The sequence below is a fragment of the Cellulomonas sp. P5_E12 genome (genome assembly GCF_054049315.1).
The window spans coordinates 153,075-176,937 of record NZ_JBFUMP010000007.1; the positions used below are offsets into that span (position 1 = coordinate 153,075).

Below are 23,863 nucleotides of genomic sequence, written 5' to 3' on the forward strand. Positions count from 1 at the left end.
TGGTCACGATCGTTCCTTTCAGGCCGACGGGACGGAGACGGATCGGGCATGCACGAGGGCCCACTCGAGGGCGTAGTCGGCGACCTCTTCCCACCCCGGTTCGGCGCAGATCCAGTGGGACCGACCCGGGAACTCGTGGTACTCGGTGAGGGCAGGCGACTTGGCGTAGTGCTTGGCGTTCGACCTGTTCACGGACGGCGGCATGATGTGGTCCTTCTCGCCGCCGATGAACAGCAGCGGCGCGCGGTCGGCGTCATAGTCCACCCAGGTCTCCTGCCTGCCGGGTTTGAAGTTCGCGATGAGGCCGTAAGCCCACACCCAGTTGCCCGGTGCGGGGATCGCGAACTCCTGCCACGCGGCGTCGGAGTCCTCGCGCGAGATCGTGTTGGCGAACGCGTAGTGGAACTCCTCGGGCGTGAACCCGACGGCCCGGTGGAAGTTCGCGGGGTTCTTCAGGGCCGGGAACAACGACCTGACCTGGGACACCGGGCTGACGTGGACGCCCTCGGTGGGCGCGGAGTCGACGACGACTCCGGCCGCACCGAGCCCGCGCGCGAGCAGGAGCTGCGTCAGCGTGCCGCCGAAGGAGTGGCCCATGATGATCGGCGGCTCGGGCAGCGCCTCGATCTGTGCGGCGAGGTGCCCGACGGTCTCGGGAACCGTGAGCTTCGCGATGAGGTCGGGGTTCTCGCGGAGGGCCTCGACCTCGATCTCGAAGCCGGGGTATCCCGGCACGAGGACCGTGAAGCCCTTGGCCTCGAAGCGTTCCTTCCAGCCGCGCCAGCTGCGCGGGGTCATCCAGAGTCCGTGCACGAGCACGACGGTGTCGGGGGCGGTCATGGTCGGGGTCCTTTCCGTGGGTGGCAGTCAGGCGGTCAGGGAGTCGATGAACGCGAGGAGATCGGCGTGCAGCCGCTCGCGCTCGGTGTCCGGCAGGCCGTGCGCCCCGTCCTCGTAGACCGTCAGGGTCGCGCCGGCGATGGCGTCGGCGGATCGCTTGCCGCCCACCTCGAACGGCACGATCTGGTCGTCGGAGCCGTGGATCACGAGGGTCGGCACGTCGACCTTGGCCAGGTCGGGCCGGAAGTCAGTGGCCGAGAACGCGGCGATGCACTCATACGCGGCGCGATGGCCGCTCGCCATGCTCTGCAGCCAGAAGGCGTCGCGGACGCCCTGCGAGATGTCGTTGTTGCGGTTGTTGCCGAAGAACGGCCCGTCGGCCAGGTCGCGGTAGAGCTGCGAGCGATCCGCGGCCTCACCTGCGCGGATCCCGTCGAAGACCTGGATCGGCAGTCCCCCAGGGTTGTCGTCGCCACCCAGCATGAGCGGGGGTACCGCGGAGACCAGCACCAGCCCCGCCACGCGGGCGGTGCCGTGCCGGCCGATGTAGTGCACGGCCTCGCCGCCGCCCGTCGAGTGACCGACGAGCGTCACGTCGGTGAGGTCCAGGTGGGTGATGAGGCACGCCAGGTCGTCGGCGTAGGTGTCCATCTCGTTGCCGTGCCAGGTCTGGCTGGACCGGCCGTGCCCGCGCCGGTCGTGGGCGATGACGCGGTGGCCGTGCTCCGCGAGGAAGAGGGCCGCGGCGTCCCAGGCGTCCGCGTTGAGCGGCCAGCCGTGGCTGAGGATGACCGGCGACCCGTCGGTTCCCCAGTCCTTGTAGAAGATCTGCGCGCCGTCCTCGGCGATGACGTAGGGCATCGGGCACCTCCCGCTCGGGTGTCTCGATGCTGTCCGGAATGCACTGTTCTCGAACCACGTGGTGCACGTGGTCGTGACCGGTTCAGTTCGTGGCGAACCGCTCTGCCAGCTGCCGGCGCGAGCCGATCTCCAGCTTCCGGAACACCTTGCGCAGGTGGTAGTCGACCGTGTTGACGCTGATGAACAGGGCCGCGCCGATCTCGGCGTTGGTCTGGCCCGCGGCAGCGAGACGTGCGATCGCCGCCTCCTGCGGCGTGAGCACCTCGACGTCGCCGGGCGACTGTCGAACGACGTGCTCCCCCGTGGCCTCGAGCTCGCGACGAGCCCGGTCGGCGAAGGCGGGCGCCCCGACGCCCTCGAACACGTCGAGGGCGAGCCGCAGCTGCTCGCGCGCGTCCCGCCGACGCTTCATGCGCCGCAGCCACTCGCCGTAGACGAGGTGCGCCCGCCCCAGGTCGCCGCGGGCGGTGGACCGCTGGAGGTGCTCGATCGCGCGCGCGTAGCGCTCCTCGGCCTCGTCGTCGGGTGCGAGCAGCGCCGCGCTGCGCTCGAAGACCCCGCGCACCCACGGGGTGTCGCTGACCTCGGCGAACTCGGCGAGCCGATCGACCGCGGACCGCACGGCGTCGGGGTGGCCACTGCGAACCCCCGCTTCGACGTACTCCGGCAGCTGCTGGTAGGTGACCTGCAGGAACGGCGCACCCACCATCGGCTTCAGCCGCTCGAACGCGTCGCGGTAGTGGCCCTCGGCGATCTCGCGGATGCTCAGACCGGTCATGGCGACGGTCCACGCGCCGCCGAACCCGCTCGTGCGGATCGCGCCGGCGATCGCCTCGATCTGCGACTTCGGAGCGCCGCTCCACGCGAGGTACGACGCGTTGACCACCTGCTCGGCGTCGTACCCGATCGCCCTGCGCAGGTCCCGCACCTGGTCGACGTAGCGGCCCGACGCGATGGCTTCCCCCCGCACCAGCTCGGCGATGCTCAACAGCCAGAGGCTGGTGTCGAGCACGCGGAGCGAGCCGGCGTCGCGCGCCACCCGGACCGTCCGCTCGAGCACCTCGACGCAGGCTGCCTCGTCCCAGAGGGCCATCGTGAGGGCGATCGCGACGACGCCCAGGTCGACCAGCTCACTGTCGGGTGCCGCACGGATGACGGCGACAGCCTCCCGCATCGCCGGAACTGCCCCGTCGTAGGGACGCAGGATGTGCGCGCCGAGCGCCCGCAGCACGACACCGAGCGGACTGTCGTCGGCACCCTGCTGCAGCCGCCGCCCGAGCTCCGGCAGCGTGACGCCCTCCATCGCCCACTCGGCCGCGAGCGTCAGCTCGAACGCCCGCACCAGCGTCTTCTGCTCGAGCTCGGGCACGACGCCCCGGAACAGGTCGGCCGCACGGAGCAGCGACGCCGCTCCCGCCGTGAGCCCGGCGGGATCCGCGACGAACGTCGCCAGGAGCGCCCGCAAGGAGATCGCGCGGCCCCGACCGACTGGGTCGAGTTGCGCCGAGTCGATCCGGTCGAGCATATCGATCGCCAGCCGGGCGGCTCCGGCACCCGCTGCCGCCTCGGCCGCCGCGAGCAGACGCCCGTCCCGCGTCGGACCCACGGTCGTCAGCTCGGCGGCACGAGCCAGCAACCGTGCCCGGGACGCGAGCCCCCCGCGCCCACCGGCGGTGTCGGCGACACGCTCCATCCGCGTGGCGACCGACTCGTCGGGCCCGACGGTCGCCGCCGCGGCGTGCCACACCGCGAGGTCGGGTCGCCCCTGCTCGTCGGAAACGTCGCGCAGAGCCGCGTGCACGCGTCGGCGCTCGGTCGCGGACATGCCGGCGTAGACCGCCGACCGGACCAGCGGATGGCGGAACACGACGGTGTCCCGGACGGAGGCGAGCCCCTGGGCGTCGTCGGCGGCGTCCCCTTCCAGGCCAAGACGGGCGGCCGCCTTGTCGATGAGGAGCGCGTCGCCGCTGGACTCCGCCGCCGCGACCCGCAACCAGCGTCGCGTCATCTCCGGGAGCGCGTCGACCTCACGCAGGTAGTGCGCCTCCAGGCGCCTCCCGACCGGCACCGGCTCTGGTGCGACCGCCGAGCGGGTCAGCTCCTGGGCGGTGAACTCGCGGCCCAGGTCGATGAGTGCGAGCGGGTTGCCGACGGACTCGTCGGCGATCTGCCGCGCGAGGAGCGGATCGATCGGCTCGACCGCCGAGATGGTGAGCAGGTGCACCGACGAGGGAGCGTCCAGCCCGCCGAGCTCGAGCCGTCGAACGCCGGCCAGCACCGTCTCGGTGCGCTCGTCCGGACGCGCCGCCAGCAGCACCGCCACCGACTCCGCGGTGAGGCGTCGACCGACGAACGCGAGCACCTCGAGCGACTCGGCGTCGAGCAGGTGCGCGTCGTCGACCGCGACAACCAGCGGCTCGGTCTCCCCCGCCGCCGCGAGCAACGAGAGCATCCCGAGTCCGACGAGGAAGCGGTCGGGCGGCGGTCCCACGTCGAGACCGGCCGMGATCCGCAGCGCGGCGGCCTGCCGTTCCGGGATCTGCGGCAGGTGCTCCCGGACGCTGGACCCGATCCGCTGCAGCGCCGCGTACGGCATCGCGACCTCGGCCTCGTAGCCGTCGACCCGCACGACCCGGATGCCCGTCGGCCCGTCGGTGGCCGCATCGAGGAGGGTCGTCTTGCCGATGCCCGCTTCTCCGCGGACGTGCAGCGCGCCACCGCGCCCATTGCGCGCAGAGCCGAGGACGAGGCTCAGCTCGTCGAGCTCTGCGCGTCTGCCCAGGATCATGGGCCGGTGAAGGTCGATGGCTGAGGCTAGCGGGCGACGAACCGGCTCGCCTAGTGTCAAATCGCAGGTCAGAGGCCGTTTCGAGTTCTACTCCGGCGCGGTCAGGCCCGCGTCGCGGGCGACGACCACCGCCTGGGCGCGGTCGCGCAGCTCGAGCTTGGCAAAGACGTGGCGCACGTGCGTCTTGACGGTCGGCATGCTGATGAACAGCTCGTGCGCGATCTCGGTGTTGGACCGGCCCGCGCCGATGAGGGCGAGGACCTCCCGCTCTCTGTCACTGAGCTCGGCGAGGCCCGGCGGCCGGCGTGCGGGAACGGGCGGACGGGCCGCGAAGTGGTCCATCATCCGCGCCAGGACTGCCGGCGCGACGACCGGCTCTCCCGCGTCCGCGCGGCGCACGGCGTCGACGAGCCCGTCCGACGTCACGTCCTTGAGCAGGAAGCCGACGGCCCCGGCGCGCAGCGCGTCGACCACGTTCTGGTCGACGTCGAACGTGGTCAGCGCGATGACGCGCGCGTCACCGTCGGCGATGATCCGCCGGGTCGCCTCGACGCCGTCCGTGCCCGGCATCCGCAGGTCCATGAGCACCACGTCCGGGCGCAGCCGCGCGGCGGCCTGCACCGCCGCCTCGCCGTCGCGCGCCTCCCCGACGACGTCGACTCCCGCGAGCTCGAGGATCATCCGCAGCCCCTGGCGGACCAGGTCCTGGTCGTCGACGACGAGGACCCGGGTCACCGGGCACCGTCCGCCGGCACGACCATCCGCACCACGAAGTCGCCGCCGTGCACCCCGGCCTCGAACGTGCCGCCCAGCAGCTCCGCGCGATGCCGCATCCCCGTGAGCCCACGACCCGGGACTGGCACACCCGCGGAAGCGCCCTCATTGACGGACTCGACCGCGACCTCGTCGGGCGTCCACGTCACCGTGATCGCGGCCGCGTTCCCCGCGGCGTGCCTGCCTGCGTTGGTCAGGCACTCCCGGACCACCCGCGCCACGGCACCCGTCGCCGGTGACTGGTCGGGCCACGGCTCCCCGTGCACGGTCAGCGTGTGGGCGATTCCCGCGTCGGCCGCCCGCCGGGACAGCTCGGCGACGTCCTCGGCACCGTCGCGGCGGTCGCCGTCGGGTGACAGGACGCCGAGCACGCCCCGGATCTCCGTGAGCGTGCGGTGGGCCGTCGTCCGGATCGCCTCGACGGGCGCCTCGGCGCGCGACGGGTCGAGCCGCAGTGCCGCGTGGGCCGCCTCGGCCTGGATGGCGATGAGCGTGACCTCGTGCCCGACGACGTCGTGGAGCTCCTGCGCGATCCGGGCCCGCTCCGCGCCCACCGCCGACTCCTCGGCCCGCCGGCGCTCGTCGCGCAGCTCGTCGGTGAGCCGCGCGAGGCGCGCGTTCTGGTCCCGCAGGCGCGCGACCACCTGCCCGACGAGCACGGGTGCGACCACGGCGAGGACACCGCCGACGGCCGCCACGGGCGGTTCGGGCCCGAGCAGCGTGCCGAGAACCGACGCGACCACCGCCCACACGGTGGTGAGCACGACCGCCCGGCGCGGCGACCCGTGCGTGCCGAGCGCGAAGAACTGCAGGAGGACCGCGACGAAGCCGAGCAGCGGGTAGCCGTCGAGCGGGATGAACCAGAAGGCGCTCGAGACGAGCGCCGACTCGACCGGCCGGGTGCGCCGCCAGGCGAGCGGGAGCATCGATCCGAGGACGTAGACGACACCGAGCGGACCGTCGGTGAGCGGCGCGACGATCGTCTGCACCAGCCCGGTGACGACGAACGCCGCCGCGAGAGCAGCGTCGAACCGCGTCGTGCCCGCCTTGGCGAGCCTCCGGTCCAGCGTGCTGTCCACAACCGCGAGCGTACGAGCAGGCCGCGGCGCTGCGCCTCACCCCGAGGGCTGACCGCCGAGTCGTCGCGGGCTGAGCGCAGGAGCGGCCCACGGGTCGATGTGGCGACCGTGCACGGATTCCTAGCGTCGGCGGTGCCGGCTGACTCGCCGGACCCGCCACCGGCCCAGCCGGGCCCGACCGAAGGACACCCCGATGACCACCCTGACCCACGACACCACCACCGTGACGCCACGCCGGGCCACGCTCGACGTCGGCCGGATCAGCACCCGGATCGGCCTCGCGTTCCCCATCTGCCAGGTCGTCGTCATGATCGCGATGGCCCTGTTCGTCCTCCCGAACGGCTCAGCCACCGGCCCGGCGCTCGAGCGCGGCGCCCACATGCTCGACGGCTACACGGCCTACAAGGTGGGCAACTTCGTCTTCATGATCTCCGGGATGCTCCTGCTCGGCTTCCTCGGTGCGGTGCAGCTGCGCCTGCGCCGGGCCGACCGCACGGGAGTCCTCGCCACCGTCGCCGTCGCGGCCGGCACGCTGCTGGCCCTGATCTGGCCGCTCGCCGGCGTGCTGCACGACGTCACGCTGGAGGCGGCCGCCGCCGGCGGGGACCTGCGCACCTTCGCCGGCTGGGACGCGATCGCGCCGTTCTCGCTCGCCTTCTCCGTCCTGCCCCGCGTGTTCTTCATCGGCGCCATCGTGCTCGGGCTGCGGGCCGAGAACGCGGCGCCCTGGCTGCGTCGCACGGGTGCCGCCCTGATCCCCGTCAGCCTCGTCGGCAGCGCGACCCTGACGGTCGGAGGGCTCTTCCCCGTGCTGGCCCTGAGCACGATCGCGTTCGAGCTGTGGATCGGCGCGCTCGCCTGGCACTGGCTGCGCCACCGCCCGACCGTGTAAGGGGCGCACGGCGGCCAGGACGGGGAAGCGCGGTGATCTGCACAGGCGCAGATCACCGCGCTACTCAGGCCGGCTCCGCCGTCGACGCACGGCGACGTTCGTGTCGCTCGCTGGCGACCTGGCCCGCAATCAGAAAGACCATCGCAGCGACGGTCCACCAGTTGCCGACGAGGGCGGCCGCGATGCCGACCAACGCTGCGACGACGATCCAGCCGACCCGCGACCTGCTCATCGCCCCACTATGGCGGGCGCACACGATGTCGCGAGTCGGCGAGCGACCGCGGCACGGGCGGCGTAGCGTCGATCGCCCAGCGTGATGCAGCCGCACTGGCCGATGGCGAGCCCGATCGAGGTGCCATGCAGCTGCTGCCGCAGACCATCGAGGTCCTGAGACGACTCGGCGAGTCGTCGGACACCGACCTCGTCGCCGTCGTGGCCGACGCGGGTGACCGAGTCGCGGCCGAGGTCCCGTCGTGTCTCGGTTTCAGCTACTGCCTGGGCGCCGAGGACCTCACCTTCACGGTGGTGGCGACGTCCGAGGACTCGGCCGTCATGGACTCCGCCCAGTACCTGGACGACGGTCCGTGCCTGCAGGCGGGGCGCGAGGACGTCGTCGTCGGGATCGACGACATCCTCGACGAGGACCGGTGGCAGCAGTTCGCGTCCACCGCCGCCGGCCGCGGCGTCCGCAGCTCGCTGTCGCTACCCGTCCTGGACCACGGGACGCTCGTCGGCACCGTCAACTTCTACGCGGCACGCCCGCGAGCGTTCCGCGGCCACGAGGCTCAGCTCGCCACGATCGTCGGGGCCAGCGCCCACGAGGCCATCTCGAACGCGGACCTCGCCTTCCGCTCGCTGGACGACGCCGTCGTCGCGCCCGCGCACCTGGAGGAGCTCGCCGTGATCGACCAGGCGCTCGGGATCCTCGCCCACTCACGACGCATCGGCATCGACGAGGCCCGGACGGTCCTGCACAGCGCGGCCGCGCGGGCCGGGCTCCAGGACGCCGACGTCGCCCGGACCGTGGTGGGCGCATGACTGACAACCGCGAGGAGGAGTCGACCATGAACGAGACCGCCCGGATCCACGCGATCACCGAGCTCCAGACCTTGCTGCTGGGCACTGCCGGCGTCGAGGAGTTCGTGGAGGGCGTCGCCCGGGCCGCCGCGCGCAACGTCGGCACGGCGACCTCGGCCACGATCACCTTGCGCCGCGACGGGCGACCCACGCTGGTCGCGGCGAGCGACCCGCCGGCCGCGCTGTGCGACGAGGTCGAGTACGCCGCCGACGACGGACCGTGCCTGACGTCCATCGACGTCGGTCACCTCGTGCACGTCCCGGACATCGAGCTCGACACCCGCTGGCCGCAGTGGCGGGCCGCGGCGCGGGCCAACGGGTACGCCTCGGCGGCCGCGCTCCCCCGCAACGTGCGCCCAGGCGTGCACATCGCCCTCAACCTGTACGCGACCGAGGCGCACGCCTGGGACGACGCAGCGATCGCGGTCGCCGACATGTACGCCGACGAGATCGCGCGGACCGTCGCCCTGTGCCTGCGCAGCACGGACCAGGTCGAGATGAACGCCGACCTGCGCGCAGCGCTCGTGTCACGGGCCGTGATCGACCAGGCCATCGGGGTGGTCATGGCGGAGAACCGCTGCACCTCCGACGAGGCGATGACGATCCTGCGCAGCGCGTCCCGGCATCGCAAGGTGAAGCTGCGCGAGGTCGCTGCCGTCATCGTCGAGGCCGTCACCGGGAGCCCCCCGCGCGAGCACGACACGTTCCGGCAGCGGGTGTAGGAGCCGACTCCGGTGGCGGGCCCCGCACATCGGGCTTAACGTCCGTGGTGCTGGTCGACGATCGTCGGCCAACAGACCGTCGCCCGGGACAGGACACGTCGCCGGACATGGGACTAGGTGTGCAGCGCGGCGTAGCGCGCACACCGCGGACAGCTGGAACCCCGGGAGCGCCATGGGCGCCCCGATCACCCATGCGGACGGTCGCGCGGCAGAAGGCCCGCGACGACTTCGACCCCCTCTCGGCCTCGTCGCGCCCGCGCGTCGCAGGTCGGTCTCGACGTCTCCGTCCGCCAGACCACGCGAAGCGAGCGACATCATGACTGACGACTACACCAGCAGCTACCCCCGCTCCGACAGCGAGCCGACCAGCACGACGGACACCGCGAAGGAGCAGGCAAGCAATCTCCAGGACAAGGCGACCGACGCCGGCGGGCACCTGCTCGGCGAGGCGAAGGTCGAGGCCGCCGCCGTGACGCAGGAGGCTCGCCGGCAGCTCGGTGACCTCTGGTCGCAGGCGCGCGACGAGATCTCCGGACAGGTGGGCACCCAGCAGAGCCGGCTCGCCGGCGGCCTGACGACCGTCGGGGGCCAGCTGACCCAGATGGCGGCGGCACCGGTCGAGCAGAACCTCGCCACGGACATCGCTCGAGAGATCGGGGACAGGGTCACCTCGCTCGGCCGCTGGCTGGACGACCACGGCCCCGACGAGGCTCTCGACGAGGTCCGCGTCTTCGCCCGTCGTCGGCCGGGGACCTTCCTGGTCATCGCCGCCGGCGCAGGCGTCGTCCTGGGACGCCTCACCCGCGGGCTCAAGGACGCTCCGACGGCCCGGCCGACGAGTACCCCGACCGCCCCGACGCGGTCGACCACGATGCCGCCGCCCGCGTACGCCGATCCGATCGACGAGCCGCGGTTCGCCGACCAGACCGTTCTCCCGGACGACGACGCAGCCCCTGTGGTCCGCACTCCCGCCTGGGACCCGCGATGACCGAGCCGCTGGGCGCTCCCCCGCGCCAGTCGGTCGGAGACCTCCTGGGCGACGTCACGCGCGACATCTCCACGCTCCTGCGCCAGGAGGTCGAGCTGGCCAAGGCCGAGGTCCGGCAATCGGCCAAGCAGGCGGCCAAGGGCGGGTCGATGTTCGCGGGTGCCGCGGTGGCCGGGCACTTCGTCCTGCTGTTCCTGTCGATCGCCCTGTGGTGGGCGCTCGGCGACGCCATGGACTCGTGGGCCTGGTCGGCCGTGATCGTCGCCGCCGTCTGGGCGGTCGTCGCCGCCGTCCTGGCGCTGCGCGGCAAGGCGGAGTCGCGGCGCGTCGCCGGGCTGCCCCAGACCACCGAGTCCGTCAAGAAGATCCCGAACGCTCTGCAAGGACACGAGGAGAAGAACTCATGAGCACCGACCCCGACCAGATCCGCGAGGACATCGAGCGCACCCGCGCCGAGCTCAGCTCGGACGTGGACGCCCTGACCGACAAGGTGAGCCCGACCCAGGTCGCGGCGCGGCAGGCGGACAAGGTGCGCACCGCCGTCTCCGACGCCAAGGACCGTGTGATGGGCGGCGTCTCCGGCGGCGCCGACACCGCCGGGTCGGCCGCCTCCAGCGTCGGCGACGCGGCCGCGCAGCTGCCGCACGCCGCCAAGGACAAGACCCGCGGCAACCCTCTTGCCGCGGGGCTGATCGCCTTCGGCGCCGGGTGGCTGCTCTCGTCGCTGCTCCCCAGCACGCGCCAGGAGCAGCAACTCGCGCAGTCGGCCAAGGAGCAGGCGGCTCCCCTGGTGCAGGAGGCCAAGGACGCGGCCCAGGGGCTCGCGGACAACCTGCGCCAGCCGGCCCAGGAGGCCGCGACGGCCGTCAAGGACCGGGCGACGGAGGCCGGGGCGACCCTGCGCGACGAGGGCAAGTCCGCCGCGGCCGACCTGCGCTCGGACGCGACAGACGCGGCCGACACCGTCCGCGGCACCCACGCGGCGGACGGCGGCCAGACCGGCTACTAGGAGCCCGGCGGCGGGGCACAGCGCGGTGCCCCGCCGCTCGCGGCACCCCCGACGACACCCCCGGAGGCCGAGGCGATGACCACCCACGACACGAGCAGCACCCGCAGCACCGAGAAGGACGCCGCACCGGCGCCCGAGGACCCGCGCAAGCCGGACTCCCCCGACGACATCACCAAGCGGTCCTGGCAGTACGTCGCCCGCAAGACGCTGCGGGAGTTCGGCAACGACCAGTGCACCGACCTGGCCGCCGCGCTCACCTACTACGCGGTCCTCGCGATCGCCCCGGCCCTGCTGGCCGTCATCTCGGTCCTCGGCCTGGTGGGCGACCCGCAGAAGATGGTCAGCGACGTCCTCAAGATCGCCGGTGACGTCGGCGTCTCGTCCGTCGACGACACCGTGAAGCCGATCCTGACCCAGCTCACGGAGGCGCCCGCCGCCGGCTTCGCGCTCATCCTCGGGCTGGTGCTGGCGCTCTGGTCGGCCTCCGGCTACGTCGCCGCGTTCAGCCGCGGCATGAACCGGGTCTACGAGATCGACGAGGGCCGACCGATCTGGAAGCTGCGCCCCGTCCTGCTCCTCGTCACCGTGATCCTCGTGGTTCTGGCGGTCGCGATCGTCGTGGCGGTGGTCCTGTCCGGCGGCATCGCGCGGTCCGTGGGCGCCTCGATCGGGCTCAGCGACGTGACGGTCACCGTGTGGAACATCGTGAAGTGGCCGGTGATCGTCGCCCTCGTCGTCGTCGCGATCGCTGTCCTCTACTACGCGACCCCGAACGTGCGGCAGCCCAAGTTCCGCTGGATCAGCGTCGGGGCGATCGTCGCGCTCGTCGTGTGGGTCCTCGCCTCGCTCGCGTTCGGGTTCTACGTGGCGAACTTCTCCAGCTACGACAAGACCTACGGCTCCCTGGCCGGCGTCATCGTGTTCCTGCTCTGGCTCTGGATCACCAACCTGGCGCTCCTGTTCGGCGCGGAGCTCGACGCCGAGGTCGAGCGCGGGCGCCAGCTGCAGGGCGGCATCGAGGCCGAGAAGACCATCCAGCTCCCGCCGCGCGACACCCGCGCGAGCGAGAAGAAGCAGGCCAAGCAGGAGGAGGACGTGCGGCTCGGTCGCGCCCTGCGCGAGTCGCGCGGCGCCGACAGCACGACGAACACCGACGGCTGACGAAGGAGATCTCATGTACTTGCACGTGCAGCGACTGATCAACGACATCGAGGCCGACGAGCCGGACCCGGCCGCCGCCAATGCTCTGCAGGAGGGGCTCGGGGGTCAGTTCGGCGAGATGCGGACGATGATGCAGTACCTGTTCCAGAGCATCAACTTCCGTGGACCGAAGGCCAAGCCCTACCGGGATCTGCTCCAGGGCATCGGCACGGAGGAGATCAGCCACGTGGAGCTGATCGGGACGACGATCGCGAGGCTGCTCGACGGGTCGCCGCAGTACAACGGCAAGAAGTCCGACCCGCTGGACAAGCCCGGCGCGGGCGGGGCGACGCCGCTGGGGTCGGCGCTGGACCAGGGCAACATCCACCACTACCTGGTCGCCTCGCAGGGCGCGCTGCCCGTGGACTCCGCCGGCAACCCGTGGAGCGGCTCCTACGTCTACAACTCGGGCAACCTCGTGCTCGACCTGCTCTACAACCTCATGCTCGAGTCGACCGGGCGGCTGCAGAAGTGCCGCATCTACGAGATGACCGCGAACAAGACCGCACGATCGACCATCGCGTACCTCATCGTGCGCGACCAGGCGCACGAGAACGCCTACGCCCGCGCCCTGGAGACCCTCGGCGTGAACTGGGCGTCGGTCCTGCCGATCCCCAAGACGAACGCCGAGAAGTTCCCCGAGGTCAAGAAGCTTGTCGACCTCGGGCTGCAGAGCAAGCAGTACACGTTCGACCTCACGGCGTCGTCCGAGGCGGGACGGATCTTCCAGGGCATGTCGCCGTCGAAAGACGGCACCGAGCTGGACGCCACCGAGCAGGCGCCCGAGGGCGTGCCGTCGGAGATCGCCGTCGAGCGGTACGAGGAGTTCTCGCCGGGCGTCGACACCGAGCTGCTCGCCCTCATCCAGGCGACGGCCGACCTCGAGATGGCCGAGATGCAGCCGCCGCTGTACGGCCCGGTGTCACCGGAACCCGCCACGGCGTAGCGACGAGGCCCTGTCCACCCGGGGCGATCGCGAGCATCCTGGTGTGATGACCGAGCGCGAGGACTTCTTGGCCTGGGTCACCACGACGCTGCTCGCCGCCGAGCGAGCCCTGCTCGGCGGCGACGCGAACCCGCGGCGGGCGATCTGGTCCCGCAACGAGCCGGTGAGCATCCAGGGCGCGTGGCGCGACGCTTTCGGGGAGGCGGAGGTGGAGGAGATCTTCCGATTACTAGAGGTCACCTTCGCGGACTGCACCTCGTACGCGTTCGAGGTCCTGGCGCACGACGTCGTGGGCGCCATGGCCTACACGGCCGGGCTCGAGCATGTCTCGGTGTCCGTCGACGGTCAGCCGCGGACGTTCACCCTGCGCGCGACGCAGGTGTACCGACGCGAGGACGGTGAATGGCGCGTGGCCCACCGTCACGCCGACACGGTGACCGAGCCGGTCGTCGGCTGAGCGCAGGCACGGAGCGGTGGTCGCGGGTGGTGAGAGGAGCGGGCGCACCGGAACCCCGGCGGCAGATGGGACAGGTGACGATGGACGTCGCGGGCTGGCTCGGCGCCCTCCACGAGGTCGTCGCGACGCACCTCGGCGCGGTGCGCACGGTGGAGACGATCGCCGTCAGCGAGACCCGCGCGGTGTTCCTCGTCACCACGGGCGCCACGCACTACGTCGTGAAGCTGGCGACCACCCAGGCGCGGCCAGGGATCGACTACACGGCGACCGCCACAGCGCAGGACCTCGCCCGTCGAGCCGGAGTTCCCGTGGCCGACGTGGTCGCAGTGGGAGAGACGACCGACGGCGTCCTCCTCCAGTACGTCATCCAGGAGCAGGTCGAGGGTACGGAGTGGAGGAAGGTGCGGCCGCAGCTGCGTGACGCGGAGGTGGCGAGGGCCTCGGCCGAGATCGCGCAGATGCTCGTGACGATGCAGACCGTGGCGATGCCCCGGTTCGGTAGTCTTGCCAAGCTGGCCCTGATCGGCGATGCCGGTCTCGTCGAGGCGCTGCAGGCACGGATCTCGCTCCGGATTCGTGACGGCAGCAACAGGGAGCTCGCCCAGCAGGCCCTCCAGCAGCACGGGGAGCTGTTCCGCACCGACCCCCGACCGACGCTCACGCACGACGACCTGCACCACGCCAACCTGCTGTTCCGCCGAGCCGGCGACGGCTGGCACCTGGTCGCGGTGCTCGACTGGGACAAGGCGTGGGCTGGTTCCGCGGAGTGCGACCTCGCGCGGATGGCCTTCTGGGACGACATGACCGATGGGACCTTCTGGTCCGTCTACCGCACCAGCGTGCAACCCGATGATGGCTGGGCTGCCCGCGCGATGATCTATCAGCTGCTGTGGTGCCTGGAGTACGAGGCCACGACCGCCCGGCACCGGGCCGACACCGCCGCCCTCCTGGCAGCCCTCACGTAGCCCGACCGGATGGGCCGCTCGCACACCAGCGGCACCACGGCGCGACCCCAGCGCTGAGCGCGGTCGCGGGATCTGACGCCCACCCGCGACGCGGTCGCCAGGTCGTCGAGCGAGTGGGAGCACGGGTGCCACGCGGCTCGAGTGGCATCGCCCTGCAGGTCGCGCCCCCGTCGCGTCCGGCGCATGCTGGGCGGTACGGCGCGATGTGCCTCAGGCCATCGCGACCGGGGCTCCAGAGTCGCGGCCCCCGGCACCACCGTGGGAGCGCATGATGAGCCAGACCACCCCAACCCCTCCCCAGAAGGCGAGGCGCAGCCCGCAGCTCGACGTCCACGTCGAGAGCAGCGACCAGCAGTCGACCCTGCACGTCACCGGCTGCGTCGACCTGTCCACCGCGGACGACCTGGCGCGCGCCATCACCGAGGCGATGCTGCGCACGGCCGAGGGCGGGAACGTCACGGTCGATCTGCGCGGAGGGGTTCGCGTGGGCCCGGAGGCCGCCGACGTCCTGTCGACCGCGCTCCGGCAGAGCGTCGCTCACGGGGTCACGTTGACGATCGTCGGCGGAGGCGTCAACGGCGGCCAGGCGCACGGAGCGTCGGCGGCCGTGCGGGACTCCGCCGCCGCTCGCAGCTAGTCGAGCAGCCCGGTCCGAGCGGCGCGGGTGGCCCTACGGCTACCCCGGCCCGGGGCTGGGATCCAGGTCGTGGCGCAGCGGCCGCGGAGTCCGATGCAGGGCGAGGCCCGCAGGCAGGTTGGCGATGTCCGCGTCATCGTTCGACGCGATCTCGAACCGCACGCGGTCGCCCCCCAGGGGCACGTTGTCGACGCGTACCCGCCCGAACCCGGGCGGCATCGCGGGCGCCAGCCAGACGGTTCCGTGCGGCAGGCAGGGGTCGTAGCGCAGGAGCGTGCGCAGCAGCATCAGCGGGGTCGTCGTCGCCCAGGCTTGCGGCGAGCACGACGTCGGATAGGCGACCGGACCCTCCGGGTACTCGTCGCGCCCGAACCCGCAGAAGAGCTCGGGGAGCCGACCACCGAACCGGTCGGCCGCATCGAGGAGCCCGACCGCGATGCGCTGGGCGTGCTCGACGAACCCGTAGCGCATGAGCCCCGCGGCGATCAGGGCGTTGTCGTGCGGCCACACGGACCCGTTGTGATAGCTCGCGGGGTTGTACGCGCCCATGTCCGACGCGAGCGTCCGCACGCCCCAGCCCGTGAACATCGCGGGCGCCAGCAGCCGGTCGGCCACGGCCTCCGCCTTGTCCTCGTCGACGATGCCCGTCCACAGGCAGTGCCCGATGTTTGAGGCCGACGCGTCGACCGCGCGCTTGTCGCGGTCGAGCGCAAGAGCGAACTGTCCACGGTCGGGGAGCCAGAAGCGCTTGTTGAACTCTTCCTTGAGTTCCGCGGCGCGGTCGCGCCACTGCTGTGCGGAGCTGTCGTCACCGAAGTGCCGGGCGAGCAGGGCGCGCGCCACGTACGCCGCGTACACGTAGCCCTGGACCTCGCAGAGCGCGATGGGGGCACGCGGCAGGGAGCCATCGGCAAAGGTGATCCCGTCCCAGGAGTCCTTCCAGCCCTGGTTGGCCAAACCTCCGTCGTGCAGGCGCTCGTACTCGACGAAGCCGTCGCCGTCACGGTCACCGTGCTCCCTGACCCACGCCAGCGCCCTGTCGACGTGCGGTAGGAGGGAACCCAGCTCGTCGTCCTCGAAGCCCCAGCGGCACAGCTCCCCGACGAGGCACACGAACAGCGGCGTCGCGTCGGCTGTCCCGTAGTACACCCCGCCGCCACCCAGCGCGAGGCCGGTGTCGACGCCGAGACGGACCTCGTGCAGGATCCGCCCGGGCTGCTCCTCCGTCAGCGGGTCCACCTTCGTGCCCTGGTAGTGCGCGAGCGTCTGGAGGGTCCCGAGTGCGAGCGACTGGTCGACAGGCAGAGCCATGAACGAGGCGAGCAGCGAGTCCCGGCCGAACAGTGCCATGAACCACGGGGCACCCGCCGCGACCGCCGTGCGCTCAGGGTTTGCTGGGTCGGTTATGCGCAGCGCCCCCAGGTCCGTCAGGCTCCGTTCGAGGATGCGCCCCAGCGACTCGTTCTCCACCCCCACGACCGGCGCCTGCTCGCGCCAGGCGCGGTAGCGACGGGACGGGACGGACTCCTCCAACGGCTCCCCGACCGGGAAGCTGCTCTCGGCCCGGTCGCCGTTCACGACAGGGTGCACGATGACGTGGCCAGACCACGTCCCGCGGGCCGGCACTGTCGCCATGAACGTGATGCCGCCGACGTCGGGCTTGCCGCTGTCGGACGTGATCACCACGCCCCGGCGGTGCCCGTGCCACTCGGCCTCGAGGACCAGCTCGCGGCCGTCGACCCGGGCGCTGTGGTCCCAGACCCGCTTGATCCTGCCCTCCTTGACCTCGAAGAGGTCGGCGAAGTCTGCGGCGATTCGGAGCGTGAGCTCGCAGGTGACCGCTGCGCGACCGTAGTTGCGGATGAGCAAGTCCTCCCGCAGGCCGGTGGCGACGCGACGCTGGCGCTCGACCAGGAGCTCGGTGTCGTCCAGCCCTTCGCGTGGGTGCCGGCCGACGAACACCGCGCGAAATGGCTCCGGTGTCATGGCCGCGAGCGCCTCGAGTGGTCGGCCGTCAAGAAGCATCTGCCAGCCCGAGACGATGCGCGTGTCCTCGAAGAACACGCCGTGCGCGTGGCGGGGATCGATGTCGCCGCCGGTCCCGGTGATGCAGAACGACGAGCCCTCGAAGACGGTGACGGCGCCAGACCCGCCCACCGTCGCGATCGTCTCGTCCGAGGTCGACATCACGACGGGTGGGAGCGGCGTGCGGCGAGAACGGACGCGCCCGCCGCGACGGCACGGTCGCTCGGGAGGACGTCGGTCCGCTCCGGGACGGGGATCGGCCACGCCGCGGCCGGTCGCTCCCCGCGCGCCTTCGCCTCGATCACCCGCGAGTACAGCCGGACGTGGTCGTCGACCATGCGCGTCGTCGAGAACCGCTCCCGGGCCGCTGACCGGCAGGCGGCCCGATCGATCGAGGGCGCGTCGTGGAGCGCGGTCACCAGGTCCGGCTGGGTACGCCGCAGGTAGCCCGTGACTCCCTCGTCCACGATCTCGGGTGCCGCGCCGGCCGGCGTCGCGACGACGGGCGTCCCGCAGGCGAGCGCCTCGATCATCACGAGGCCGAACGGCTCGGGCCACTGCATCGGGTCGAGGAGAGCCATCGACTCCCCGATGAGGGCGAGCTTGTCGGCCTCACCGAGCTCGCCCACGTACTCGATGTCGCGCGAGAGCAGAGGCTTGACCTGCGCCTCGAAGTACTCGTGCTCGCGGGGCTCACGGAGCTTGGCGGCGAGCTTCAGCGGCATGCCGGCCTCGCGCGCGATCAGCGCCGCCTCTCGCGGCCCCTTCTCGCGGCACATTCGGCCGACGAAGCTCACGTACCCGCCGTCCCCGGAGCCCATCGGGACCTGATCGACATCGATGCCGTGGTGGATCACCGCCGCGACGGGGATGCCGTTCGCGGTGGATGCCTGGTGGTGGGAGATGGCGATGATCGCGACGCCGCGCATCGCTTCGTAGAGCGGCGACAGCGCCGCGTTGAACGGCCCGTGGTTGGTGGTGACCACCGGCGGCACCCGGTGGTCGTGCTTCAGCAGCGGTCCGGCGAGCGTGTGGTCGTGGATCAGGTCGAGGTCGCGCATCGCGGCGTAGCCGCTGATGACGTGCCTCAGCTCGGAGACGGCGTCGCCCGTGAGCGGACGATCCAGGGGTGCCGTCGCGGTGCCGGGAACCTGAGGTACGGGGCACTCGCTGTTCGCTGCGGCGGCGAGGACGACCTCGTGGCCCGCATCGAGCAGGCCGCGGGCCAGCCTGTCGATCACGGACTCCGTTCCGCCGTAGGCAGGTGGCGGAACGGGAACCCAGGGCGGGGCGATGATTCCGATTCGCATGATTGTCACGTCCTTCGGCGGGCTGATGAGCGCCACGCCTCGACGCGAGACCTACGTTACGCCCGGTAGAACCAGCCCGCGCGCCCGCGGCCGGATGGGGTGTGGCATCGAGGTCGGCGCTCTGGGCATTCGCGAGCCGAACCCACGGCGCGACGATGCTGCGTGGACGCCCGGCGGTCAGCGCACGCTGGAGCGCAAGCGAGCTCGGCATCGAGGGCCGCTCGTCGATGAACAAGGCCCAGCTGATCCACGCGCTACGCGACCACTGAGCCGGCGGTCCACGACACGAGGCCGTCGGCACGTTCTCGCGCCCGGACGGGTGGCGCGGCCTACCTGTCGATGCTCACCAAAGGGCGACGACCTGAGGGCTCTTCCGTCCTCGCCGTCGGCGCAGGCGGAGGACCGTTCACGGCCGCAGAGCCAGGTCGAAGCAGGTACCCAGTGATGCACCGAGTCAGGACTGCGCCTGGTGCTCCACATGGACGTCCGGCCCGGGGAACACGAGAGCCTCGTGCCCGTCCTCGTACCGGACCAGGAACGGCGGCCCACCGTCACTCCCCCGCGCCTCCACCACAGTGCCTGTCCGCGGAGCCGCACCGACGGTCCGCCCGTGGACGACCACCTTGTCCCCGACCTCTGCGCGCACGAGTCATCACCTCCCCTCCAGGTTAGGACGGCGGGCAGGTCAAGGCGACCGGTCGGCGAGCTGCGAAGGCGAACGACGCGCAACTGCGCGTGAGGGCTGACCAGCGCCGCGATGCTTCCCGCGGCCGAGTCACCAGCCCGAAGGGGTCGCGCTCTCTGGTGCAAGATCCGCCGCTGCGATGCACGTCGTCGGGCACCCAGAGCGGTCACCGCTCGCCCGCGTCCGCCGGTGAGCTGCTGAACGGTCCCTGCACGGCGTCGTGTGCACACGTCAGGCGCGCAAACGCTGGGCGTACCAGCGCCGGGCGTGAAAGCGTCAGGCGTGCACGCGTCAGCGTGGACGGGTCGAGGGGACGGAGCGCGATGAGCCATCCGACCGCCGAGATCCGCGTCCCCGTGCGAGACCTCTTGCGCCTGGGTGTGCCCGCGTTGCTGATCGGCACGTTCTGCGCTCTGACGCTCGTCGCGCTGACCGAGCTTGCCGCGGTGCTCGAGCGCTGGCTCTGGGGCGGCCTCGCCGACAGCGTCGGCACGGACCCCGAGGCGGCGCCGTGGACCATCGGGATCCTCACGTTGACCGGCCTCGCGGTCGGGCTCGTCGTCCGGTTCGCGCCGGGGCACGCCGGCCCGGACCCGGCGACCCACGGCCTGGTGTCAGTGCCGCTCGCGCCGCGGGTGCTGCCCGGGCTGGCCGTCGCCATGGTCCTGACGCTCGCCGGCGGTGTGAGCCTGGGCCCGGAGAACCCGATCATGGCGATCAACGCAGCCCTCGTCGTCGCCATCGGTGCGCGGACCCTGCCGCGGGTGCAGGTGCCCACGTGGATCGTGCTGTCGACGGCCGGGACCCTCGGGGCGATGTTCGGCACGCCCGTCGCAGCGGCCCTCATGCTCTCCGAGATCAACCCGGGCGACCGGCGTACGCCCCTCTGGGACCGGCTGTTCGCACCGCTCGTCGCCGCCATCGCAGGTGCCCTGACCTCGGCCCGGCTCACGGACGTCACGTTCGACGTCGATCTGCCCACCTACCAGTGGGGTGGTGTTCGGGACATCGGGCTGGCTGTCGTGATCGCACTCGGCGCCGCCGGGCTGGGGCTCGGCGCCGCCTACGCGTTCACCCCGACGCACCGGCTGTTCCACCGCATCGGCAACCCCGTGCTCCTGCTGACGCTCGGCGGCCTGGCGCTCGGCGTGCTCGGCGCCGTGGGCGGTCCGATCACCCTCTTCAAGGGCCTCGAGCAGATGAAACAGCTGCCCGAGCAGGTCGGGAGCACCACGGCCCTCGGCTTCCTCGGCCTGGCGCTCGTCAAGCTCCTCGCCATGCTCGTCGCCAGCACCGTCGCGTTCCGGGGCGGTCGCATCTTCCCCGTCGTCTTCGTCGGCGTCGCGCTCGGCTTCGCCGTCGGCACCGCCTGGTCGGTGGTTCCCATGGCCCTCGCGGTGGGAGCGGCGACCGCCGGGATCCTGGTCGTGGCGACGCGGAGCGGCTGGCTCAGCGTCTTTATCGCGGTCGCGATCGTCTCGGACGTCGCGCTGCTTCCCGCGGTCATCGCCGCGATGCTTGCTGCGTGGCTGCTCGTGGCGAACCGACCGGAGCTCATCGCCACGGACCGGCCCGGTGGACAGGTCGGCCCGTCGGCCGTGGAACCGGGTTCCGAGGGTCCGACACCCCCTGCGGGCACGACGGCGACGTGACGCCGCTGCTTGCGCCCCTGCAGCGGGAGTTCAATCCCATGAACTCGTCATTCCGGGCCGCAGCCACACAAGAGCACCCAACGCCCGAGATCACCCACGAACGTCATTGCCAACTCGAGTCGGAAGTCGTTGGCTGAGGAGCACAAGACCGCTTCGAGGGCCCTCCGAGCGCTGGTCGAGTCCCCGCCTATGAGATGGGGACGCGATGAAATCGATTCGATTGATGGCGGCCACCGCCGCCGTGGTGCTCCTTCTGAGCGCAACGTCGGCTCCGGCGCGTGGGGACCCTCCACCCAGCAACGCCGTCACGGTGTGGAACACGATCGCCGTGAACACCCTCATCGGGCTGCCCGGTCCCGCAGGAGGTGCCCCGCCCGCCGCACAGGTACACGTGGCGATGGTCCAGGGCGCGGTCTACGACGCCGTCAACGCGACCGAGCCCAAGCACTCCCGGCCGTACCTCCTGGACAGGCGTTTCTCCGCGCGTGCCTCGAAGGACGCCGCTGTGGCGACGGCGGCCTACGGCGTCCTCCGCAACATCGTGTCCACCGTGCAGAACCTCCCGACCCCGGCGAGAGCGACCCTGCTGGACTCGCTCGCCACGCAATATGCGACCTCGCTGGCCGAGGTCCCGAACGGCCCCTTCAGGAACCAGGGGGTCGCGGCCGGGAACGCCGCAGCCGGCGCCATGATCGCCGCCCGCCAGGACGACGGACGCTTCGGGCCCTCGCAGTGGGTGCCGAACACTGCTCCGGGGCACTGGTGGCCGCAGACGAACGCGGCCGGGCAGCCGATCCTCGATCCCACGCCGTGGGTGGGCGGCGTGGAGCCCTTCCTGATGCAGACCTCCTCGCAGTTCCGCACCCCCGGTCCGAACGCGCTCACCAGCGCCGCTTGGGTCAAGGATTTCAACGAGGTCATGACGCTCGGTGCTGCGAACAGCGCGGTCAGAACGCCCGAGCAGACGTACATCGCACGGTGGTGGCAGAGCACGCCCGTCTCGAGCTGGAACGAAGTCGCGAGAGACCTCGCCCTGCGGAACGGGCTCAGCATCGCCGACAGCGCCCGCCTCCTGGCGATGGAGAACCTGAGCGGGGCCGACGCGGCGATCAACTGCTGGAACGACAAGTACTACTGGGACTTCTGGCGACCGTGGAACGCCATCCCCCGGGCAGCCGAGGACGGCAACCCGGCAACGGTGCAGGACGCCAATTGGACTCCGCTCATCTCGGCGCCCTACCCAGAACACCCGTCCGGCCACCTTTGCCTCGACGCCGCACACACGCGCGTCCTGCAGACGTTCTTCGGCGACGTGATCCAAGGTGGCTACACGATCACCAGCATCTCGCCGCTTCTGGGTGCTGCTGATCCCCGCACTCGCACTTTCGGTAGCTTCTCGCAGTCGATTGCGGAGATCACCGAGGCGCGCATCTGGGCGGGCCTGCACTACCGCACGGCAGACGAGCAGGCAAAGCAGCTCGGCTGGAATGTCGCCGACTACATGGCGGCGCACTACTTCCAGCCCGTCGGAGGCGCGCATTAAACGAGGCGGCCCATCCGGGGCGCCCCGATCGGCCGCCCGGGTGTGGTCTCGACGGGGTCCTCCTGGGGAGGCCACGGCATTCAGCGTTCCACGCACGACACCTGTGGGCGTTTCGTCACCCCAGGGCAGGTTTGCCAGCCTGGCGGGGTCAACTGACCCGCGCGGTGTCAGTTGTCACTCAGGCCAGCCCTGCAGCGGTCCCCCGGACCCGCGCCCCGGCGGACCCTGCTCCGGCTCGCGCCGGACAACAGGGCCGCGCAGGTCGCGCACACGACGGACCGCGTCTGCTACGCGGCTACGGGCCTCCGTCAGCGCAGGGGTTCGAGGTACACGGCGAGGACCGCGACGTCGTCGTCCGCCTCGCCCTCGGGGGCCAGCCGCCGCAGCAGCTCGTCGACGAGGCCGTCCAGGTCGCGGCCGGCGTGGCCCGCCCCGTCGTCACGCGTGAGCTCCGCGACCTGGGCGACGAGGCGGTCCAGCCCGACGCGCAGGTGCTCGCCGCGGCGCTCGACGAGTCCGTCGGTGTAGAGCAGCAGCGTCGAGCCGCGGAGGACTCGCACGACGTGGTCGGTACGTGGCATTCCGGTGCGCAGGCCCAGCACGAGCTCCGCGGGGGCGTCGAGCTCCGTCACCGTGCCGTCGGGCGCGATGAGAAGCGGCGGCAGATGGCCGGCGTTCGTCCAACGCAACGTCATGGCGTCGTCGCGCTGGTCGGAAGCGCGCTCGAGCCGGAGGACGACGGCTGTCGCCATCGCGTCGATGCCCAGCGCGCGGGCGGCGTTCTCGAGCGACGTGAGCACCTGCGCGGGCGTCCCGCCGCCSGTGTGCGCGATGCCCCGCAGCARSGTGCGCARCTGGCTCATCGCAGCCGCCGCCGGCGTGTCGTGCCCCATCACGTCCCCGATGACRACGACCGTCTCGCCCGACGGCTGCGTGAACGCGTCGTACCAGTCGCCACCCACCTGCGCCGCCTCCGCCGCAGCGACGTAGCGCACGACGACGTGCAGGTCCTGCGACGGCGTCGGTGACGAGAGCAGCAGCCGCTGCAGCGCGACCGCGATCTCGCGCTGACGCCCGAACAGCCGCGCRTTGTCCAGGGCCATGCCCGCCCGGTCCGCCAGCTGCACCAGGAGTGCGACGTCCTGCGGCGCCARCCCCGGCTGCCCCTCGTCGAGGAAAACCGTGATGGCACCAACCGTGCGATCACGCGCGCGCATCGGGATGGCGTACGCGGTGCTCGGCGCGAGGTCGCGCAGCAGTTCGCGGGCGCGGCCGGACAGCTCCCTGCTGATCGACTCGGTCGCATTGTGGATGACGATCGGCTCGCCCGTGCGCATCGTGCGGAACAGGTACGCGTCCGGCAAGAGCGCGTCGATGCGCAGGGCCGCGTACGCGTTCAGGGTGTCGCGCATC

The 23,863-nt window shown here is 71.8% G+C and carries 23 protein-coding genes; 13 read left to right on the plus strand and 10 right to left on the minus strand.

Going from position 1 to position 23,863, the window contains the following annotated elements; all coding sequences use genetic code 11:
- Window positions 1-18 precede the first annotated feature (18 nt).
- The 5 genes from ACXJKA_RS08580 to ACXJKA_RS08600 form a co-directional block, all read right to left on the minus strand.
- A complete protein-coding gene (locus ACXJKA_RS08580) occupies window positions 19-840 on the minus strand; it encodes an alpha/beta hydrolase (RefSeq protein ID WP_456824767.1) in 822 nt (273 codons plus the stop codon).
- Between the two features lie 27 nt (window positions 841-867).
- Window positions 868-1,701: an alpha/beta fold hydrolase gene (locus ACXJKA_RS08585; RefSeq protein WP_456824768.1), complete on the minus strand. Its 834-nt coding sequence runs from the start codon at window positions 1,699-1,701 to the stop codon at window positions 868-870.
- Between the two features lie 82 nt (window positions 1,702-1,783).
- On the minus strand, window positions 1,784-4,489 hold the full coding sequence (locus ACXJKA_RS08590) for an AAA family ATPase (RefSeq protein WP_456824769.1): 2,706 nt from the start codon (window positions 4,487-4,489) through the stop codon (window positions 1,784-1,786).
- 87 nt (window positions 4,490-4,576) lie between these two features.
- Entirely contained in the window at window positions 4,577-5,224 is a 648-nt protein-coding gene (locus tag ACXJKA_RS08595) for a response regulator (RefSeq protein WP_456824770.1), read from the minus strand.
- Window positions 5,221-6,342: a sensor histidine kinase gene (locus ACXJKA_RS08600; protein WP_456824771.1), complete on the minus strand. Its 1,122-nt coding sequence runs from the start codon at window positions 6,340-6,342 to the stop codon at window positions 5,221-5,223. Before ACXJKA_RS08600 ends, ACXJKA_RS08595 begins: the two co-directional genes overlap by 4 nt.
- Window positions 6,343-6,535: 193 nt before the next feature.
- On the opposite strand from ACXJKA_RS08600, the gene ACXJKA_RS08605 reads away from it, so the two are divergent.
- On the plus strand, window positions 6,536-7,234 hold the full coding sequence (locus ACXJKA_RS08605) for a hypothetical protein (RefSeq protein WP_456824772.1): 699 nt from the start codon (window positions 6,536-6,538) through the stop codon (window positions 7,232-7,234).
- A gap of 64 nt (window positions 7,235-7,298) precedes the next feature.
- Here the strand turns inward: ACXJKA_RS08605 and ACXJKA_RS08610 are convergent, their stop codons facing one another.
- Window positions 7,299-7,466 carry a hypothetical protein gene (locus ACXJKA_RS08610; RefSeq protein WP_456824773.1) on the minus strand — a complete coding sequence of 56 codons (168 nt, stop codon included), beginning with the start codon at window positions 7,464-7,466 and terminating at the stop codon, window positions 7,299-7,301.
- Between the two features lie 125 nt (window positions 7,467-7,591).
- Here ACXJKA_RS08610 and ACXJKA_RS08615 point away from each other — a divergent pair, with 125 nt between their 5' ends.
- The 10 genes from ACXJKA_RS08615 to ACXJKA_RS08660 all read left to right on the plus strand — a co-directional run bounded on the left by ACXJKA_RS08615 (window position 7,592) and on the right by ACXJKA_RS08660 (window position 15,235).
- The gene (locus ACXJKA_RS08615; protein WP_456824774.1) at window positions 7,592-8,272 is read left to right on the plus strand and encodes a GAF and ANTAR domain-containing protein; all 681 of its coding nucleotides are present in this window, start codon (window positions 7,592-7,594) and stop codon (window positions 8,270-8,272) included.
- Window positions 8,269-9,033 (plus strand): GAF and ANTAR domain-containing protein, encoded by a 765-nt coding sequence (locus ACXJKA_RS08620; protein ID WP_456824775.1) that lies wholly within the window; start codon window positions 8,269-8,271, stop codon window positions 9,031-9,033. The genes ACXJKA_RS08615 and ACXJKA_RS08620 overlap by 4 nt, the downstream gene beginning before the upstream one ends.
- Window positions 9,034-9,349: 316 nt before the next feature.
- The gene (locus tag ACXJKA_RS08625; RefSeq protein ID WP_456824776.1) at window positions 9,350-10,021 is read left to right on the plus strand and encodes a hypothetical protein; all 672 of its coding nucleotides are present in this window, start codon (window positions 9,350-9,352) and stop codon (window positions 10,019-10,021) included.
- Window positions 10,018-10,428: a phage holin family protein gene (locus ACXJKA_RS08630; protein WP_456824777.1), complete on the plus strand. Its 411-nt coding sequence runs from the start codon at window positions 10,018-10,020 to the stop codon at window positions 10,426-10,428. Before ACXJKA_RS08625 ends, ACXJKA_RS08630 begins: the two co-directional genes overlap by 4 nt.
- Window positions 10,425-11,030 carry a DUF3618 domain-containing protein gene (locus ACXJKA_RS08635; RefSeq protein ID WP_456824778.1) on the plus strand — a complete coding sequence of 202 codons (606 nt, stop codon included), beginning with the start codon at window positions 10,425-10,427 and terminating at the stop codon, window positions 11,028-11,030. The genes ACXJKA_RS08630 and ACXJKA_RS08635 overlap by 4 nt, the downstream gene beginning before the upstream one ends.
- 75 nt (window positions 11,031-11,105) lie before the next feature.
- Window positions 11,106-12,191 (plus strand): YihY/virulence factor BrkB family protein, encoded by a 1,086-nt coding sequence (locus ACXJKA_RS08640; RefSeq protein ID WP_456824779.1) that lies wholly within the window; start codon window positions 11,106-11,108, stop codon window positions 12,189-12,191.
- A 13-nt stretch (window positions 12,192-12,204) separates the two neighbouring features.
- Window positions 12,205-13,176: a manganese catalase family protein gene (locus ACXJKA_RS08645; protein ID WP_456824780.1), complete on the plus strand. Its 972-nt coding sequence runs from the start codon at window positions 12,205-12,207 to the stop codon at window positions 13,174-13,176.
- A gap of 46 nt (window positions 13,177-13,222) precedes the next feature.
- The gene (locus ACXJKA_RS08650; RefSeq protein WP_456824781.1) at window positions 13,223-13,633 is read left to right on the plus strand and encodes a nuclear transport factor 2 family protein; all 411 of its coding nucleotides are present in this window, start codon (window positions 13,223-13,225) and stop codon (window positions 13,631-13,633) included.
- An 80-nt stretch (window positions 13,634-13,713) separates the two neighbouring features.
- The gene (locus ACXJKA_RS08655; RefSeq protein ID WP_456824797.1) at window positions 13,714-14,598 is read left to right on the plus strand and encodes a phosphotransferase family protein; all 885 of its coding nucleotides are present in this window, start codon (window positions 13,714-13,716) and stop codon (window positions 14,596-14,598) included.
- A gap of 271 nt (window positions 14,599-14,869) precedes the next feature.
- Complete coding sequence (locus ACXJKA_RS08660; RefSeq protein ID WP_456824782.1) at window positions 14,870-15,235, plus strand: hypothetical protein; 366 nt, start codon at window positions 14,870-14,872, stop codon at window positions 15,233-15,235.
- Window positions 15,236-15,274: 39 nt separating this feature from the next.
- On the opposite strand, the gene ACXJKA_RS08665 is transcribed toward ACXJKA_RS08660, so the two are convergent.
- The 3 genes from ACXJKA_RS08665 to ACXJKA_RS08675 all read right to left on the minus strand — a co-directional run bounded on the left by ACXJKA_RS08665 (window position 15,275) and on the right by ACXJKA_RS08675 (window position 19,216).
- Entirely contained in the window at window positions 15,275-17,392 is a 2,118-nt protein-coding gene (locus ACXJKA_RS08665; RefSeq protein WP_456824783.1) for an amylo-alpha-1,6-glucosidase, read from the minus strand.
- Between the two features lie 29 nt (window positions 17,393-17,421).
- Window positions 17,422-18,570 carry a glycosyltransferase family 4 protein gene (locus ACXJKA_RS08670; RefSeq protein ID WP_456824784.1) on the minus strand — a complete coding sequence of 383 codons (1,149 nt, stop codon included), beginning with the start codon at window positions 18,568-18,570 and terminating at the stop codon, window positions 17,422-17,424.
- A gap of 454 nt (window positions 18,571-19,024) precedes the next feature.
- Window positions 19,025-19,216: a DUF1918 domain-containing protein gene (locus ACXJKA_RS08675; protein WP_456824785.1), complete on the minus strand. Its 192-nt coding sequence runs from the start codon at window positions 19,214-19,216 to the stop codon at window positions 19,025-19,027.
- A 362-nt stretch (window positions 19,217-19,578) separates the two neighbouring features.
- Between ACXJKA_RS08675 and ACXJKA_RS08680 the strand changes: the two genes are divergently transcribed.
- Window positions 19,579-20,907 (plus strand): ion channel protein, encoded by a 1,329-nt coding sequence (locus ACXJKA_RS08680; protein ID WP_456824786.1) that lies wholly within the window; start codon window positions 19,579-19,581, stop codon window positions 20,905-20,907.
- Window positions 20,908-21,130: 223 nt separating this feature from the next.
- Window positions 21,131-22,450: a vanadium-dependent haloperoxidase gene (locus tag ACXJKA_RS08685; RefSeq protein ID WP_456824787.1), complete on the plus strand. Its 1,320-nt coding sequence runs from the start codon at window positions 21,131-21,133 to the stop codon at window positions 22,448-22,450.
- 308 nt (window positions 22,451-22,758) lie between these two features.
- Here the strand turns inward: ACXJKA_RS08685 and ACXJKA_RS08690 are convergent.
- Window positions 22,759-23,863, minus strand: a 1,105-nt coding sequence (locus ACXJKA_RS08690; RefSeq protein WP_456824788.1) for a PP2C family protein-serine/threonine phosphatase, incomplete at its 5' end; no start/stop codon positions are given.

Bases quoted from the DNA above. Each gene is read 5' to 3' on its own strand.
- ACXJKA_RS08580 (WP_456824767.1), bottom strand. From the start codon at position 840: ATGACCGCCCCCGACACCGTCGTGCTCGTGCACGGACTCTGGATGACC.
- ACXJKA_RS08585 (WP_456824768.1), bottom strand. From the start codon at position 1,701: ATGCCCTACGTCATCGCCGAGGACGGCGCGCAGATCTTCTACAAGGAC.
- ACXJKA_RS08605 (WP_456824772.1), top strand. From the start codon at position 6,536: ATGACCACCCTGACCCACGACACCACCACCGTGACGCCACGCCGGGCC.
- ACXJKA_RS08610 (WP_456824773.1), bottom strand. From the start codon at position 7,466: ATGAGCAGGTCGCGGGTCGGCTGGATCGTCGTCGCAGCGTTGGTCGGC.
- ACXJKA_RS08615 (WP_456824774.1), top strand. From the start codon at position 7,592: ATGCAGCTGCTGCCGCAGACCATCGAGGTCCTGAGACGACTCGGCGAG.
- ACXJKA_RS08620 (WP_456824775.1), top strand. From the start codon at position 8,269: ATGACTGACAACCGCGAGGAGGAGTCGACCATGAACGAGACCGCCCGG.
- ACXJKA_RS08625 (WP_456824776.1), top strand. From the start codon at position 9,350: ATGACTGACGACTACACCAGCAGCTACCCCCGCTCCGACAGCGAGCCG.
- ACXJKA_RS08630 (WP_456824777.1), top strand. From the start codon at position 10,018: ATGACCGAGCCGCTGGGCGCTCCCCCGCGCCAGTCGGTCGGAGACCTC.
- ACXJKA_RS08635 (WP_456824778.1), top strand. From the start codon at position 10,425: ATGAGCACCGACCCCGACCAGATCCGCGAGGACATCGAGCGCACCCGC.
- ACXJKA_RS08640 (WP_456824779.1), top strand. From the start codon at position 11,106: ATGACCACCCACGACACGAGCAGCACCCGCAGCACCGAGAAGGACGCC.
- ACXJKA_RS08645 (WP_456824780.1), top strand. From the start codon at position 12,205: ATGTACTTGCACGTGCAGCGACTGATCAACGACATCGAGGCCGACGAG.
- ACXJKA_RS08650 (WP_456824781.1), top strand. From the start codon at position 13,223: ATGACCGAGCGCGAGGACTTCTTGGCCTGGGTCACCACGACGCTGCTC.
- ACXJKA_RS08655 (WP_456824797.1), top strand. From the start codon at position 13,714: ATGGACGTCGCGGGCTGGCTCGGCGCCCTCCACGAGGTCGTCGCGACG.
- ACXJKA_RS08660 (WP_456824782.1), top strand. From the start codon at position 14,870: ATGAGCCAGACCACCCCAACCCCTCCCCAGAAGGCGAGGCGCAGCCCG.
- ACXJKA_RS08670 (WP_456824784.1), bottom strand. From the start codon at position 18,570: ATGCGAATCGGAATCATCGCCCCGCCCTGGGTTCCCGTTCCGCCACCT.
- ACXJKA_RS08680 (WP_456824786.1), top strand. From the start codon at position 19,579: ATGAGCCATCCGACCGCCGAGATCCGCGTCCCCGTGCGAGACCTCTTG.
- ACXJKA_RS08685 (WP_456824787.1), top strand. From the start codon at position 21,131: ATGGCGGCCACCGCCGCCGTGGTGCTCCTTCTGAGCGCAACGTCGGCT.